This is a genomic window from Streptomyces sp. NPDC107471 (assembly GCF_055582845.1).
The window spans coordinates 44,180-58,331 of the sequence record NZ_JBVJPC010000006.1 but is presented as its reverse complement, the minus strand read 5'-3'; the positions used below and the strand labels follow the sequence as shown (position 1 = coordinate 58,331).

Below are 14,152 nucleotides of genomic sequence, written 5' to 3'. Positions count from 1 at the left end.
CCGCCGGACGATCCGGGAAGGGTCAGCTTCGGGCGCCGTCTGCGGCGGCCGGGAAAACGGGAACGGCAGCCTTCGGCGCATCCGCGACTGCGGATGCTGCGAGAGCGAAGGCGTACCGGAACATGACGCAGATCATGTCCGACGCGTCGTCCCACGTCGAACGGTTTTTTGCGGCCACCCGTCACCGTACGTCCGCACAACCGGCGGCATCCGTACGGCGATCACCCCTCCGTGTCGGTTACCGTCACAGGATGCTCGATGCCACCACCCGCTCTGGGGGCACCGCCACGGCCACTCCCCCGGCCCTCGCCACGGAGCTCGTTCTCCCCGTCCCCGCTCCGGTGCGTCTCACCGCCCGCTGCACGAGAGTGCTGCTGTCGCCGTGGTTCCGGCTCTCCCTGCTGGTCGCGCTCCTCGCGGGCGCCGCGTCCACGGTGCTGCTGTTCGAGCCGCAGAGACTGCTCTCGGACGGCTGGCCGCCCCAGCTCGGCGGGCTCGCGGCCGCGGTCGTCTTCGGGGTGGCGTACGGGCTGTGCACGGTGGCGTTCGTGCCGCGACCGCTGCTCAACCTCGCCGCCGGCGCGCTCTTCGGGTCGCAGCTAGGGCTCGCCTCGGCGCTCGCCGGCACGGTCCTCGGGGCGGGCATCGCCTTCGGCCTGGGCCGGGTGCTCGGGCAGGACGCGCTGCGGCCGCTGCTGCGGGGGCGGTGGCTGAAGGCGGCCGACGGGCAGTTGAGCCGGCACGGCTTCCGCTCGATGCTGGCGGCCCGGCTGTTTCCCGGGGTGCCCTTCGCCGCGGCGAACTACTGCGCCGCCGTCTCCCGGATGGGCTGTGTCCCGTTCCTCGCCGCGACGGCGCTCGGGTCGATCCCGAACACCGCCGCGTACGTCGTCGCCGGGGCGCGCGCCTCGGCGCCCACCTCTCCGGCGTTCGTGATCGCCATGGCCGCGATCGCCCTGCCGGGTCTGGCGGGGGCGATCGTGGCATGGCGCAAGCGGCACCGGCTCGGACCCCGATGAGCGCCTGACCGGAGGGGGCCGGGCGCGCTCCTCACACCCTTTCGAGGATCACCGCGTTGGCCAGCCCGCCCGCCTCGCACATGGTCTGCAGGGCGTACCGGGCCCCGCGTTCCCGCATCGCGTGCACCAGCGTCGTCGTCAGACGGGTGCCGCTCGCGCCCAGGGGGTGGCCGATCGCGATCGCGCCCCCGTGCACGTTGACCTTGGCCAGGTCGGCGCCCGTCTCCTGCTGCCAGGCCAGGACCACGCTGGAGAACGCCTCGTTGACCTCGAACAGGTCGATGTCGTCGAGGGTGAGGCGGGCCCGGCGCAGGACCAGTTCCGTGGCCGGCACGACTCCGGTGAGCATGAGGACGGGGTCGGAGCCGGTGACGGCGAAGCTGTGCAGGCGGGCCAGGGGGCGCAGACCCAGCCGTTCGGCGGTCTCGCCCGCCATTATGAGGACCGCCGAGGCGCCGTCGTTGACGGGGCTGGCGTTGCCCGCGGTGACGTTCCACTCGATCTGGGGGAAGCGCTCGGCGAAGTGCGGGTCGTAGTAGGCGGGCTTGAGGCCGGCGAGGATCTCGGGGGTGCTGCCCGGGCGTACGCACTCGTCGCGCGTGACGCCCTCCAGGGGCGCGACCTCGGCGTCGAACAGGCCCCGCTCCCAGGCGTCCGCGGCCTTCCGGTGCGAACGGACGGCGAACGCGTCCATCTGCTCCCGCGTGATCGACCACTTGGCGGCGATGAGCTCGGCGCTGATGCCCTGCGGGACCAGGCCCTCCTCGTAGCGTGCGGCGATCCCGGGGCCGAAGGGGTCCTTGCCCTCGGGGACGTTCGACCACATCGGCACGCGGCTCATCGACTCGACGCCGCAGGCGACGACGATGTCGTAGGCGCCCGCGATCACGCCCTGCGCGGCGAAGTGCACGGCCTGCTGGGAGGAGCCGCACTGGCGGTCCACGGTGGTCGCCGGGACCGTCTCGGGGAAGCCGGCCGACAGGGCCGCGTAGCGGGTGGTGTTCATGGCCTGCTCGCCGACCTGGTCGACGGTGCCGCCGATGACGTCGTCGATGAGGGCCGGGTCGACGCCGGAGCGCTCCACGAGGGTGCGCAGGGTGTGGGCGAGGAGTTCGACGGGGTGCACGTGCGCGAGGGAGCCCTTCGGCTTGCCCTTGCCCACGGGGGTGCGTACGGCTTCGACGATGACTGCGTCACGCATGGTGCGGGCCTCCATCAGTGAGGGCTGCTACTGGTGAGTAGGAAATCCGAACTCACCATAGCCTCGTAAGTTGGAAAATCAAACCCTTGAGTTGGAGAACCAAACCCTCCCCTAGACTGGGCATCATGGCCGCCACCCGAGACCCGCGCCCCTGCTCCATCGCCGACGCCCTGGCGCTCGTCGGCGAGAAGTACTCCCTGCTCGTGCTGCGCGAGGTCTGCCTGGGCAACGGCCGCTTCGACCAGCTCGTGCGCAACATCGGGGCCCCGCGCGACATCCTGGCCACCCGGCTGCGGCGGCTGGTCGACGCCGGGATCCTGACCAAGCGGGTCTACAGCGAGCGGCCGCAGCGCTTCGAGTACCGGCCCACCCAAGCGGGGCTGGAACTGGAGCCGGTGCTGCTGACGCTCATGGCGTGGGGCGACCGGCACCTGCGCACGGACGGCGACCGGCCGATGGTCCTGGAGCACGCCTGCGGCCATGAACTGGAGCCCGTCGTCGTCTGCTCCGCCTGCCGCGACACGGTGGTGCACGACGACCTGACGTCCCACCCGCAGGCCCCCGGCTGGACGGTGACGGGCCCGACGGCCGCGTAGGCGCTCACCGGCCGCATCCCGGACCCGGCCGCCCCTGTGGCGGGGCCGTCACCGCGGGGCGCTACGCTGCCCTCGCACCCCGATCACCGCGCCCGGTGATGCGGCGCGCCCGACTTCCGTCACACGACCAGCACTTGGACGCCGTAACTTCATGTCTTGGTTCGAATCACTCATCCTCGGACTCGTCCAGGGGCTGACCGAGTTCCTCCCCGTCTCCTCCAGCGCGCATCTGCGGCTGACCGCGGCCTTCTCGGGCTGGAAGGACCCCGGGGCGGCCTTCACCGCGATCACCCAGATCGGCACCGAGGCCGCCGTGCTGATCTACTTCCGCAAGGACATCGGGCGGATCGTCTCGACGTGGAGCCGTTCCCTCGTCAAGAAGGAGCTGCGCAGCGACCACGACGCCCAGATGGGCTGGCTGGTGATCGTCGGATCGATCCCCATCGGGGTGTTGGGGCTGCTGTTCAAGGACCAGATCGAGGGGCCGTTCCGCGATCTGCGCATCACCGCCACCATGCTGATCGTCGTCGGCATCGTCATCGGCATCGCCGACCGGCTGGCGGCACGCGACGAGAGCGGCGGACGGCACCGCGCGCCCAAGCAGCGCAAGGGACTTGAGGACCTCGGCGTCAAGGACGGCCTGATCTTCGGCCTGTGCCAGTCCATGGCGCTCGTGCCCGGTGTCTCCCGCTCCGGCGCCACCATCAGCGGCGGCCTCTTCATGGGCTACAGGCGCGAGTCGGCGGCCCGTTACTCCTTCCTCCTCGCCATCCCGGCCGTACTGGCCTCCGGGCTCTTCGAGTTGAAGGACGCGCTGGAGAGCGACCACGTTTCCTGGGGCCCGACGATCTTCGCCACGGTGATCGCCTTCGTCGTCGGCTACGCGGTCATCGCCTGGTTCATGAAGTTCATCTCGACGAAGAGCTTCATGCCCTTCGTCTGGTACCGGATCGCCCTCGGCATCGTCATCATCGCCCTGGTCACGATGGGCGTCCTGAGCCCGCACGCGGCGGAGTCGGCGGGCTGAGCCGCGGGTGGCCCTGACACAGCAGTTCGCGCGGGTCGCACCGGAGTACCTGGAGCGCTGCCGCGTCACGGCCCTGGACGCGCCGGGCGCGGCACCGGGCTGGGACCCGCCGGCCGCGGACCTCCTGGACACCGACTGGGCGGTGTGGGGGCTCATCCGGCACTGCCGCGCGTCGCGCGTCGACCCCCGCACGCAGGCCCTGCTGGACCGCGCGGTGTCCGGCGACCCGGACGCCGCTCCCGGCTTCCTGGACCACCCCGACGTCCACGACGGCTTCGGGGACCCGCCCCGGCTCCTCACCCCCGGCGCAGTCGCCGAGGTCACGCGTGGCCTCGACGCCATCGACACGGACGTCCTGCTCGCCGGTCTGCCGGACTCCCCCGACGAGGCCGCCGCCGTCTGCGGTTTCGGCCCGTGGGCCGGCGGTGACGTGCGCGCCCACCTGGTGGAACACTTCGACGCGATGCGGGAGTTCTACCGCGAGGCCACCCGGCGCCAGCCGGTGCGTGGTCGTCTGGATCGACTGACCCGCGGCACCGATACAGGGCGGTCGCCCCGAAACCCGTGACCCATCACATACGTTGTGCGTAGCCGTCCGGTAGCGCACTGTCAGTGCTTGCGCCTAGGCTTGTGCGCATGTCCCCCGATTCCGTGACCCCTGGTTCCGTGCGGTCCGCTGCCGAGGTGAACGAGCAGATCCGGGCGCTGTGGATGCGCGCCTGCGGCACCCTGTCGGCACAGGAGCGCGCGGAGTACGAGCTGTTGGTGGTCGAATGGGCGGCCGCGATCCGCGGTGACGTCATCAAGGCGGCCTGAGCACCCCCTGAAGAAGGCGCGTCCCTCGAAGTGAGGTCATGCCATGAGAGCGATCGTCGTGGGCGCCGGCATCGGTGGACTCACCGCGACGCTGAGCCTGCGCCGGGCCGGCCATGACGTGACGCTCGTCGAGCAGTCGCGGCGGCTCACCGAGATCGGCGCCGGCATCCAGCTCGCCCCCAACGCCACCCGCGTACTGCGCCGGCTGGACCTGCTCGACGCCGTCGCGGAACACGCCACGCGCCCGTCCCACGTGAGCTTCCGCACCTGGTCCGACGGCTCCGAGATCTGTCGCTACGTCATCGGCCGGGAGGCGGAGGAGGAGTTCGGGGCGCCGTACCTCCAGCTCCACCGGGCCGATCTGCAACGGGCCCTGGTCGCCACCGTACCGCCCGGGTCGCTGCGCCTGGCCACCGCCGTCGTGGGGATCGACCAGGACGACAAGGAGGTCCGGGTGAGCACGGCGGACGGTGCACGCCTGGACGCCGATGTCGTCGTGGCCGCCGACGGCATCCGCTCCGCCGCCCGCCAGTGGCTCTTCGGCGCGGACGAGGCGGTGTTCTCGCACACCGCCGCCTACCGGGCCCTGCTCCCCGCCGCCGAGGTCGCCGACCTGGACCTCCCGGAGTACGCCGCCTGGCTCGGCCCGGACCGCCATGTCGTCCACTACTGGCTGCGCCGCGGCGAACTCCTCAACGTCGTGGGCGTGTTCGTGACCGACCGGGCGGCCCGGGAGTCGTGGACCGCGCAGGCGGAACCCGGCGAGCAGACACGCACCTTCGCCGGCTGGGACCCCCGGGTGCTGACCCTCCTCGACCGGGCGGGCCAGGTCTTCCGCTACGGCATCCACACCCGCGCCCCGCTCCCGCGGTGGAACGTCGGCCGGGTCACCCTGCTCGGGGACAGCGCCCACGCGATGGTGCCCTTCCAGGCCCAGGGCGCGGCCCAGGCCGTCATGGACGCGGCCGTCCTCGGCGACTGCCTCACCGGCTCGGCACCCGACGAGGTGCCCGACGCACTGGACCGGTACGTCCGCAGACGGGCCCCGGCCGCCACCGCCGTGCAGGCCAGTTCCGCACGCGCGGGCCACGACTACCACGTACCGGACGGCCCCGAGGCCGAGGAGCGCGACGCCCGCCTGGTCGCCCTCGCCGCCGAGAACAGGTTCGGCCCCCACTCGGCCGCCTGGCCGGTCGACGTCCTGGCCGACGGCTGAGAAGCACCTCCCCCGGGGCGACCGCCACCGCCGGCCGTCCGAATGTCACCGCACGCCCCTTGGCTCGGCCCGCCCCATGCCCAACACTGAGCCGATGACGCAGCGTGTGGAGCTCGCGACCGTGATGGACCGGCTGGCCGTGGACGCACTCGTCACCGACTACGCCGTGGCCGTGGACGACGGCGACTGGGAGGCGTACCGAGGACTGTTCACCTCCGACGGACGGGCCGACTACCGCTCGGCGGGCGGGGTGGAGGGAGACGCGCGGCGGGTCGCCGCCTGGCTCGCGGAGAGCCTGGAGCTGTTCTCGATGCGGCAGCACCTGATCGTCAACCGCCGCGTCCGGTTCGGCACCCTGGACCAGGACACCGGCGACACGGCCCGGGTCCAGGCCGACTACATCAACCCCATGCGGCTCGCCGCCGACACCCCCGCCACCGCCCCCGACTTCGTCTGCGGCGGCCGCTACGCCTTCGCCGTGCTGCGCACGGCGGACGGCTGGCGGCTCAGCGAGGTCGTCGTGCGGGAGAAGTGGCGGCGTCTGCCGGACCCCCGGCCCGCTCCTGTGATCAACTGAGCCGACGCGCTCGGGTGGTCAACCCCACGCACGTCACAGACCCACACGGGGTAGGAGGCGCCGTATGAACACGTTCGGCCACTGGCTTGCCTCCCCGTGGCGGCGCTCGACCGTCGCGGTGCTGGCAGGCGCCCTCCCCGTCCTCGCGTTCCCGGCCCCGTCCCTGTGGTGGTTCGCCTACGTCGCCCTCGTCCCGTGGATCGCGCTGATCCGCACGGCCCCGACGGCGAAACGGGCGGCCTACGACGGCTGGGCCGGCGGTTTCGGGTTCATGGTCGGGATGCACCACTGGCTGCTGCCGAGCCTGAGCGTGTTCATCTTCGTGATCGGCGCCCTGCTCGGCGCGCTGTGGGCCCCCTGGGGCGCGCTGGTGCGCCGTCTCCTGACCGGGACGCCCTCGCGCGGCCGGATCGCCGCCGCCCTGGCCGTACTGCCCTCGGGCTGGCTCGGCATCGAACTCGTCCGCTCCTGGCAGGGGCTCGGCGGTCCCTGGGGCGTGCTCGGCGCCAGCCAGTGGGAGGTGGCGCCGGCGCTGCGACTGGCCTCGGTGGGCGGGGTGTGGCTGATCAGTTTCCTGATCGTGGCCGTCAACGTGGCGTTCGCCGTGTTGGCGACGGTCCGTGAGTCCCGGGTGCCCGCGGTGGCGGGCCTGGCCGCCTGCGCGGCCGTGACCTCGGCGGCCTGGATGTGGTCGCCGCGCCCCGACACCGGCGGCGCCACCCGGATCGCGGTCGTCCAGCCCGGTGTCGTCGACGGCCCCGACCGGCGCTTCGCCCGTGAGGAGCAGCTCACCCGCGACCTCGCCGGGCAGGACGTCGACCTGATCGTCTGGGGCGAGAGCAGTGTCGGCTTCGACCTCGGGGACCGCCCCGACCTGGCGAAGCGGATCGCGGCGCTCTCCGCGGAGACCGGCGCCGACATCCTCGTCAACGTGGACGCCCGCCGCTCCGACCAGCCCGGCATCTACAAGAGTTCGGTCCTGGTCGGCCCCGACGGGCTCACCGGCGACCGCTACGACAAGATGCGCCTGGTCCCCTTCGGCGAGTACATCCCGGCCCGCTCGCTGCTCGGCTGGGCCACCTCGGTCGGCAAGGCGGCCGCCGAGAACCGCAGGCACGGCTCCGAACAGGTCGTGATGGACGTCGGCCACGGCCTGAAGGTCGGTCCAATGGTGTGCTTCGAGTCGGCGTTCCCCGACATGAGCCGTCATCTCGCCGAGGACGGCGCCCAGTTGCTCGTCGCCCAGTCGGCGACCTCGTCCTTCCAGCGGAGCTGGGCCCCCGAGCAGCACGCCTCGCTCGCCGCCCTGCGCGCCGCCGAGTCCGGCCGCCCGATGGTGCACGCGACCCTGACCGGGGTCTCCGCCGTCTACGACGCGAGCGGACAGCGCGTCGGCCGGTGGGTCGGCACCGACGCCAGCACGTCCCGCGTGTACGACGTACCGCTGGCGACCGGGACGACGCCGTACGTCCGCCTCGGCGACTGGCCGGTGCACGCATCCCTGCTCGTGCTCGCCGTGTGGTGCGCGGTCGAACTGGGCCGGCGGTTCAGGCGGCCCGCTCCTGAACCGCGCGTACCACCCGCTCGCACAGCTCATGGGTCGCCAGCGCGTCCCGGGCGCTGAGCACCTTCCCCGCGCGCACGGCGTCGAGGAAGGTGAGCACCGCCTGCTCGATGCCGCGCTGCCGGGCCACCGGCACCCAGTCGCCGCGTCGGCGCACGGTCGGCTGGCCCTTGTGGTCGATCACGTCGGACAGGTTCAGGACCTGCCGTTTGGTGTCCTGCCCGGACACCTCAAGGATCTCCTCGGCCGAGCCGCTGAGCCGGTTCATCACGCCGAGTGCGGTGAAGCCGTCCCCGGCGAGCTGGAGCACGACGTGGTGCAGCAGTCCGTCCTCCACGCGCGCGCGTACCGTCACGTCGTCGACCGGCCCCGGCACCAGGAACCGCAGGGTGTCGACGACGTGGATGAAGTCGTCGAGGATCATCGCGCGCGGCTCCTCCGGGAGCCCGATCCGGTTCTTCTGCATGAGGATCAGCTCGCGCGGGTGCTCGACGCACTGCGCGTACCCGGGGGCGAAGCGCCGGTTGAAGCCGACGGCCAGACTCACGTCCCGCTGCTCGGCGAGCGCCACCAGCCGTTCGGAGTCGGCCAGTTCGTAGGCGAGCGGCTTGTCGACGTACGTCGGTACGCCCGCCTCCAGCAGGCGGGCGACGATCTCGGGGTGCACGGCGGTCGGCGCGTGCACGAACGCGGCGTCGAGGTCCTGGGCGAGCAGCGAGTCGAGGTCCCGGTGCCGTTGCCCCTCGGGCAGATGGAGCCCGTCGGCGACCCGGGTCAGCGTCGCCGGCGTCCGCGTCTGCACATGCAGCTCGATGCCGGGCCGACTGCCGAGCACCGGCAGGTACGCCTTCCGCGCGATGTCACCGAGTCCGATGCAGCCGACCTTCACGTGGACTCCTTCATCTTGTCCGGTCAGGGCGTTGCCGGAAGCATACGGCGGCGGCTCCGGGGCCCGATCGAGGGCCGGGAATTCGCTGGTGATCGGGGGTCGGGTGGGTCAGGATGCGAGGATGACGACGCAGCGCCGGGAACCCGCGACCACCGCCGACGAACGCAGCATGCTGGAGGGCTGGCTCGACTACCACCGGCAGACCCTCGCCTGGAAGTGCGAGGGCCTGACCGACTCCCAGCTCAGGACCCCCGCGGTGGAGCCGTCCACGCTCTCCCTGATGGGCCTGGTACGGCACATGGCGGAGGTGGAGCGGAGCTGGTTCCGCCGGGTCCTCGCCGACGAGGAGGCGGGGCCGATCTACTACAGCGAGGCCGACCCGGACGGCGAGTTCCGCCTCACCGAGGCGGACACCTGGCAGGAGGCGTACGGCACCTGGCAGGCCGAGATCGACCGGAGCCGGGAGAACGCGGCCCGCTTCGGCCTGGACGACCTCACCGTGGGCAAGCACCGCCGGACCGGCGAGCGCTTCAACCTGCGCTGGCTCTACACCCACATGATCGAGGAGTACGCGCGCCACAACGGCCACGCCGACCTGATCCGCGAGCGGCTCGACGGCGTCACCGGCGACTGACGTCAGCACCGGACACCCCGAGCACGCCGTACGGGGGCGGAGATCACCCGTGCGGGGCAACCTCCGCTTGTCCGCTGTCGCCGAGGTCGCCCGAACCACCAGAGTGACGCGGGTGCATCGAACCACGACTACCGCAACGCTCCTGGTCACCGTGGCTGTATCGGCCCTCACCGGCTGTGTGACGGTCCAGCGTCCACCCGTGTCCGGGCCGCCGCCGACGTCAGCGCCGTCGCAGCTCCCGGGACCGGGGGACGCCCGTCCGGACGGTCAGGCGGAGCCGCAGATCTTGCAGGCCCCGGCCCAGGAGGCGCTGTCCATGATCGATCCGTCCCCGCGCTCCGAGCGGGAGGGGACCGCACCCCACGACAGGACCCCGGGGGCCGCGGCGGCCCCCGCGCACCCGCGGGACCGGCAGCCCGCACACGCACATCCGGCGCACCCGGAGCGCCCCGCACGCCGGGCCCATCCGCAGCCGTGGCACCAGGACGCACCGCACCACCGGCAGCCGCGCGTCGAGATCCCGGACGTGGCCCGCTCCGTGCCCAAGTCGGTGCCCAAGTCCGTGCCCAAGGGGCCGAAGGACGTCTGCGCGCTGGGCAGGAAGTACGGCCGCTGGCAGGAGGGCAGCCCGGAGTCGGTCATCTGCGACCAGACCTACGGGCGCTGAGGCCGCCGGGGTCTCAGGGCCGCTGACGCGGCGGCCCCCACCTGCCGTCGGTCGAGCCGCCCTCGCCGAGTCGCAGCTCCAGTCTGCTGATGGCCGCCCGCACCCCGTCGCTGTAGCTGTCCTCCCCCAGGGCGTCCGCCGCCCTGCGGGCCCGGCGCAGATGGGTGCGGGCGGCGTCGGCGCGGGCGAGCCGGACGTAGTCGGCGGCCAGGTTGAGGTGCAGCGAGGGGTACAGGGCGCGTACCGCGAGCGCGCTCTGGTGCCGGGCCGTCCGGTCGTCGGTGAGTTCCTCGGCGGCCGTCAACGCCCTGAGGTCCCAGGCGAGTTCGTCACAGGGGTCGTCCTGGGCGTCGGCCATGTAGTGGGCCAGGGTGCAGCGGTGCAGCGGGTCGCCGTCCTCGCCGATCTCCGCCCACAGCGCCAGGAAGCGGTGCCGGGCCTCCTCGCGGTCCCCCGCGTGGCACAGCATGACGACCTGCCCGATCCGTGTCATCACGGCATCCGACGCCGTCTGCTCCTGTCGCTCCGTCACGCATCCTCCAGGCCCGGTCGGCTGTCGTCGCTGTCCCTCCCGACGCTAGCCGCCACCACTGACAATCCCGGTCAGGCGGGACCGGGCCGGCCCGTCCTGCACCGGCCCGGTGGAGGGATCAGCCGAGGTTCGGGATCGTCCAGTCGATGGGCTCGTGGCCCTGCCGGGCGACCGCCTCGTTGATCTGCGTGAACGGACGCGAGCCGAAGAACTTCTTCGCCGACAGCGGCGAGGGGTGCGCGCCCTTGACCACCGCGTGCCGGCTCTCGTCGATCAGGGGGAGCTTCTTCTGCGCGTAGTTGCCCCACAGCACGAAGACCGCCGGGTCGGGGCGCTCGGCCACCGCGCGGATCACCGCGTCGGTGAACTTCTCCCAGCCCTTGCCCTTGTGCGAGTTGGCCTCTCCGGAGCGGACGGTGAGCACCGCGTTGAGCAGCAGGACGCCCTGCTGGGCCCACGGCATGAGGTAGCCGTTGTCCGGGATCTCCAGGCCCAGCTCCTCCTTCATCTCCTTGTAGATGTTCCGCAGGGAGGGCGGGGTCTTCACACCGGGGCGGACCGAGAAGCACAGGCCGTGTCCCTGGCCCTCGCCGTGGTACGGGTCCTGACCGAGGATCAGGACCTTGACCTGGTCGTACGGCGTGGCGTCGAGCGCGGCGAAGACCTCCTCACGGGGCGGGTAGACGGGACCCTTCGCCCGCTCGTCCTCGACGAACTCCGTCAGCTCCTTGAAGTACGGCTGCTGCAGCTCGTCGCCCAGAACCCCGCGCCAGGACTCGGGCAGCATGGCGGTGTCGGTCACGTCAATTCCTCACGATGTGCGGTCACTTGCAGGGTTCAGAACCTACAGCCGCGCACTGACAATCGCTGCTACCAGCTCGTCTTCCAGTACAGCTCCCACATCGTCATCATGGTCGCCGGGTCGATGACCCTCTCGAGGCCGGCGATCTCCTCGCTCGCGGCCACGTACTGCTTGCCCTGCCACAGCGGCACCAGCCGCGCGTCGTTCACGAAGACCTGCTGGGCGTCCTCGATCTGCTGGCCGACGGCCCCGCGGTCGCTCTCCGCGCGCGACTCCGGGAGCAGCTTGCCGGTGATCTCGGGGGCCTCGTAGGGGGTGCCGAGCGCGTTCTGCTTGCCCACGAAGGGCGCGATGAAGTTGTCGGCGTCGTGGAAGTCGGGGAACCAGCCGCGCCCGAACACCGGGTACTCGCCCTTCTGGTAGCCCTCGACATAGGTCTTCCACGGGCGGCTCTTGAGGGTGATCCTGAAGAGACCGGAGGCCTCGAGCTGCCGCTTCAGCTCCTCGAAGGCGGGCTTGGTGGTCGAGCCGTAGCGGTCGCTGGTGTACCAGAGGGTCAGCGGGACCCGCTCGGTGATCCCCGCCTCGGTGAGGTACTTCTTGGCCTTGGCCACGCTGGGGTCGCCGAAGTCGTCGAAGAAGCCCGTGGTGTGGCCGGTGAGCCCGGCCGGGACCATGGAGTACAGCGGTTCGACGGTGTCCTTGTAGACGTAGTGCACGAGCGCCGGACGGTCGACGAGCTGGGCGACGGCCTTGCGGACCGCGGGCTTCGCGGACCACGGGTCGCTCGGGTTGAACACCAGGTAGCTGATCTCGGTGGTGGGGTTCTCGATGAGCTGGAGCCCCTCCTTCTTCTGGTTGACCTCGATGTCCACGGTGTCGGCGGCGCCGAGCCCCCGGTAGACGACCGAGATCTCCTTGTTCTTGAGGGCCTTGACCATCTGGTCCGACCGCGGGAAGTAGCGGATGGTGACGGCCTTGTTCCTGAGGTCGGCGATGCCCTTGTAGTGGTCGTTGCGGACCAGCTCGGCCTTCTCGCCCTCCTGGTAGGAGTCGAGGGCGTAGGGCCCCGAGCCGCTGATCTTCCCGTCCTTGCGGATCGCGTCCTCGGAGTACTCCTCGGGGTCCACGATCGACATGGCCGGGGTGGTGAGCACCAGGGGGAAGGTGGCGTCGGGCTGGCTGAGGCGGAAGACGACCTCGCGGTCGCCCTTGACCTGCACCCGGGAGAGCGTGCCCAGCAGGCCCGCGGGGCCGCCGTTGACGTTGATCCTCTTGATCCGGTCGATCGAGTACTTGACGGCCTGGGCGTCCAGGGCGTGTCCGTTGGAGAACTTCAGCCCCTCGCGCAGGGTGCAGGAGTACACGGTGCTCGACGAGTCGGTGAACTCGCAGTGCTCGGCGGCGTCGGGCTCGGGGTCGGACGCGCCCGGCGAGTAGTTGAGGAGCGTCTGGTAGACGTTGCGGAACAGCTCCCACGAGTTGTCCCAGGAGGCCGCGGGGTCGAGCGTGGCCGGGGCACTGGTGGTGCCCACGACGATCGCCTTGTCGCTGTCGGACGGGTCCGAGGAGAACACACCGCAGCCGGCCGTCGTGGATATGGACACGAGCGCCGCGAGAGGCGGCAGGTATCGGTTCCGCTTGAACACGCGCTTGCTCCTCGAAATGCCGTGCCGAGAGTCGGCAAAACATACCGCAGCGCCACGCACACTCAACCGGTTCGGCAAGAGGGGGTTTGATCACCGCACCGGTGATGACCCTGTAATGCACCTGTGCGGCTTTTGTGCGTCGACACGGGCGCCGTCGGTGTCAACGGGCGCCCGTGCCGAGGCGACCGGGGTCAGCCCACGCCGGCGTTGAGGAAGATGCCGCCGTCGACGACGAGGGTCTGGCCGGTGACCCAGTCGGACTGCGCCGAGGTGAGGAAGGCCGCGGCGCCGCCGATGTCGGAGGGCACACCGAGCCGGGCCAGCGGGTAGGACGCGGCGGCCTCCGCCTCCCGGCCCTCGTACAGCGCCTGCGCGAACTTGGTCTTCACGACGGCCGGGGCGATCGCGTTGACCCGCACCTTGGGCGCGAACTCGTGCGCGAGCTGCTGGGTGAGGTTGATCATCGCGGCCTTGCTGACGCCGTACGCGGCGATGAAGGGCGAGGGCGCGATGCCCGCGACGGAGGCGATGTTGACGATCGCGCCGCCGTTGTCCTTCTGCCAGGCGTGCCAGGTCTTCTGGGCGAAGCCGAGCGCGGAGATCACGTTGGTCTCGAAGACCTTGCGCGCCACGTTGAGGTCGAGGTCGGCGATGGGCCCGAACACCGGGTTGGTACCGGCGTTGTTGATCAGGTAGTCGACGCGGCCGAAGGCGTCCATGGCGCGCTCGACGGCGACCCTCTGGTGCTCCTCGTCGTGCGCCTTGCCGGCGACGTGGACGGCGCGCTCGGCGCCGAGCCGCTCGACAGCCTCCTTGAGGGCGTCCTCGGTGCGGCCGGTGATGACCACCCGGTCGCCGCGCGCGACGAGCGCCTCGGCGACGCCGTAACCGATGCCGCGGCTGGCGCCCGTGATGAGCGCGACCTTGCCCGAAGGCTCGGGGAGTTGCGAAGTCATGGTCCTG

16 protein-coding genes are annotated in these 14,152 nt (G+C 71.5%); 10 read left to right on the top strand and 6 right to left on the bottom strand.

Annotated features, from left to right (window positions below; genetic code table 11):
* Positions 1 to 251: 251 nt before the first annotated feature.
* Positions 252 to 1,019 carry a TVP38/TMEM64 family protein gene (locus tag ACZ66S_RS21405; RefSeq protein WP_469903096.1) on the top strand — a complete coding sequence of 256 codons (768 nt, stop codon included), beginning with the start codon at positions 252 to 254 and terminating at the stop codon, positions 1,017 to 1,019.
* 31 nt (positions 1,020 to 1,050) lie between these two features.
* Here ACZ66S_RS21405 and ACZ66S_RS21400 read toward each other — a convergent pair whose 3' ends face one another.
* Positions 1,051 to 2,220, bottom strand: a complete 1,170-nt coding sequence (locus tag ACZ66S_RS21400) for a thiolase family protein (RefSeq protein ID WP_469903095.1) — start codon at positions 2,218 to 2,220, stop codon at positions 1,051 to 1,053.
* A 125-nt stretch (positions 2,221 to 2,345) separates the two neighbouring features.
* Here ACZ66S_RS21400 and ACZ66S_RS21395 point away from each other — a divergent pair, with 125 nt between their 5' ends.
* The 7 genes from ACZ66S_RS21395 (at position 2,346) to lnt (ending at position 8,076) form a co-directional block, all read left to right on the top strand.
* Complete coding sequence (locus tag ACZ66S_RS21395; protein WP_469903094.1) at positions 2,346 to 2,816, top strand: winged helix-turn-helix transcriptional regulator; 471 nt, start codon at positions 2,346 to 2,348, stop codon at positions 2,814 to 2,816.
* Between the two features lie 151 nt (positions 2,817 to 2,967).
* Positions 2,968 to 3,843, top strand: a complete 876-nt coding sequence (locus ACZ66S_RS21390) for an undecaprenyl-diphosphate phosphatase (protein WP_469903093.1) — start codon at positions 2,968 to 2,970, stop codon at positions 3,841 to 3,843.
* Positions 3,844 to 3,850: 7 nt separating this feature from the next.
* Entirely contained in the window at positions 3,851 to 4,411 is a 561-nt protein-coding gene (locus tag ACZ66S_RS21385) for a DUF1877 domain-containing protein (protein WP_469903092.1), read from the top strand.
* A gap of 68 nt (positions 4,412 to 4,479) precedes the next feature.
* Positions 4,480 to 4,659, top strand: a complete 180-nt coding sequence (locus tag ACZ66S_RS21380; RefSeq protein WP_469903091.1) for a hypothetical protein — start codon at positions 4,480 to 4,482, stop codon at positions 4,657 to 4,659.
* A 43-nt stretch (positions 4,660 to 4,702) separates the two neighbouring features.
* Positions 4,703 to 5,875, top strand: a complete 1,173-nt coding sequence (locus ACZ66S_RS21375) for an FAD-dependent monooxygenase (RefSeq protein WP_469903090.1) — start codon at positions 4,703 to 4,705, stop codon at positions 5,873 to 5,875.
* 94 nt (positions 5,876 to 5,969) lie between these two features.
* Positions 5,970 to 6,452 carry a nuclear transport factor 2 family protein gene (locus ACZ66S_RS21370; protein WP_469903089.1) on the top strand — a complete coding sequence of 161 codons (483 nt, stop codon included), beginning with the start codon at positions 5,970 to 5,972 and terminating at the stop codon, positions 6,450 to 6,452.
* 64 nt (positions 6,453 to 6,516) lie between these two features.
* Positions 6,517 to 8,076 carry an apolipoprotein N-acyltransferase gene (gene lnt, locus ACZ66S_RS21365; protein ID WP_469903088.1) on the top strand — a complete coding sequence of 520 codons (1,560 nt, stop codon included), beginning with the start codon at positions 6,517 to 6,519 and terminating at the stop codon, positions 8,074 to 8,076.
* Here lnt and ACZ66S_RS21360 read toward each other — a convergent pair.
* Positions 8,000 to 8,905: a Gfo/Idh/MocA family protein gene (locus ACZ66S_RS21360; protein WP_469903087.1), complete on the bottom strand. Its 906-nt coding sequence runs from the start codon at positions 8,903 to 8,905 to the stop codon at positions 8,000 to 8,002. The genes lnt and ACZ66S_RS21360 overlap by 77 nt on opposite strands.
* A 121-nt stretch (positions 8,906 to 9,026) precedes the next feature.
* Here ACZ66S_RS21360 and ACZ66S_RS21355 point away from each other — a divergent pair, with 121 nt between their 5' ends.
* Together ACZ66S_RS21355 and ACZ66S_RS21350 are read left to right on the top strand one after the other, a co-directional pair.
* Complete coding sequence (locus tag ACZ66S_RS21355) at positions 9,027 to 9,539, top strand: DinB family protein (protein ID WP_469903086.1); 513 nt, start codon at positions 9,027 to 9,029, stop codon at positions 9,537 to 9,539.
* Positions 9,540 to 9,855: 316 nt separating this feature from the next.
* Positions 9,856 to 10,206 carry a hypothetical protein gene (locus ACZ66S_RS21350; protein WP_469903085.1) on the top strand — a complete coding sequence of 117 codons (351 nt, stop codon included), beginning with the start codon at positions 9,856 to 9,858 and terminating at the stop codon, positions 10,204 to 10,206.
* A 13-nt stretch (positions 10,207 to 10,219) separates the two neighbouring features.
* On the opposite strand, the gene ACZ66S_RS21345 is transcribed toward ACZ66S_RS21350, so the two are convergent.
* The 4 genes from ACZ66S_RS21345 to ACZ66S_RS21330 form a co-directional block, all read right to left on the bottom strand.
* Complete coding sequence (locus tag ACZ66S_RS21345) at positions 10,220 to 10,738, bottom strand: hypothetical protein (RefSeq protein WP_469903084.1); 519 nt, start codon at positions 10,736 to 10,738, stop codon at positions 10,220 to 10,222.
* Between the two features lie 118 nt (positions 10,739 to 10,856).
* Positions 10,857 to 11,540: a uracil-DNA glycosylase gene (locus ACZ66S_RS21340; protein ID WP_053850687.1), complete on the bottom strand. Its 684-nt coding sequence runs from the start codon at positions 11,538 to 11,540 to the stop codon at positions 10,857 to 10,859.
* Positions 11,541 to 11,608: 68 nt separating this feature from the next.
* Positions 11,609 to 13,189 (bottom strand): ABC transporter substrate-binding protein, encoded by a 1,581-nt coding sequence (locus ACZ66S_RS21335; protein WP_469903083.1) that lies wholly within the window; start codon positions 13,187 to 13,189, stop codon positions 11,609 to 11,611.
* A gap of 191 nt (positions 13,190 to 13,380) precedes the next feature.
* Entirely contained in the window at positions 13,381 to 14,145 is a 765-nt protein-coding gene (locus ACZ66S_RS21330; protein WP_469903082.1) for an SDR family oxidoreductase, read from the bottom strand.
* Between the last annotated feature and the right edge of the window lie 7 nt (positions 14,146 to 14,152).

What these genes read in the sequence shown, in the direction of transcription:
- ACZ66S_RS21405 (WP_469903096.1), top strand. Translation starts at nt 252, where the DNA reads ATGCTCGATGCCACCACCCGCTCTGGGGGCACCGCCACGGCCACTCCC.
- ACZ66S_RS21400 (WP_469903095.1), bottom strand. Translation starts at nt 2,220, where the DNA reads ATGCGTGACGCAGTCATCGTCGAAGCCGTACGCACCCCCGTGGGCAAG.
- ACZ66S_RS21395 (WP_469903094.1), top strand. Translation starts at nt 2,346, where the DNA reads ATGGCCGCCACCCGAGACCCGCGCCCCTGCTCCATCGCCGACGCCCTG.
- ACZ66S_RS21390 (WP_469903093.1), top strand. Translation starts at nt 2,968, where the DNA reads ATGTCTTGGTTCGAATCACTCATCCTCGGACTCGTCCAGGGGCTGACC.
- ACZ66S_RS21380 (WP_469903091.1), top strand. Translation starts at nt 4,480, where the DNA reads ATGTCCCCCGATTCCGTGACCCCTGGTTCCGTGCGGTCCGCTGCCGAG.
- ACZ66S_RS21375 (WP_469903090.1), top strand. Translation starts at nt 4,703, where the DNA reads ATGAGAGCGATCGTCGTGGGCGCCGGCATCGGTGGACTCACCGCGACG.
- ACZ66S_RS21370 (WP_469903089.1), top strand. Translation starts at nt 5,970, where the DNA reads ATGACGCAGCGTGTGGAGCTCGCGACCGTGATGGACCGGCTGGCCGTG.
- lnt (WP_469903088.1), top strand. Translation starts at nt 6,517, where the DNA reads ATGAACACGTTCGGCCACTGGCTTGCCTCCCCGTGGCGGCGCTCGACC.
- ACZ66S_RS21355 (WP_469903086.1), top strand. Translation starts at nt 9,027, where the DNA reads ATGACGACGCAGCGCCGGGAACCCGCGACCACCGCCGACGAACGCAGC.
- ACZ66S_RS21350 (WP_469903085.1), top strand. Translation starts at nt 9,856, where the DNA reads ATGATCGATCCGTCCCCGCGCTCCGAGCGGGAGGGGACCGCACCCCAC.
- ACZ66S_RS21330 (WP_469903082.1), bottom strand. Translation starts at nt 14,145, where the DNA reads ATGACTTCGCAACTCCCCGAGCCTTCGGGCAAGGTCGCGCTCATCACG.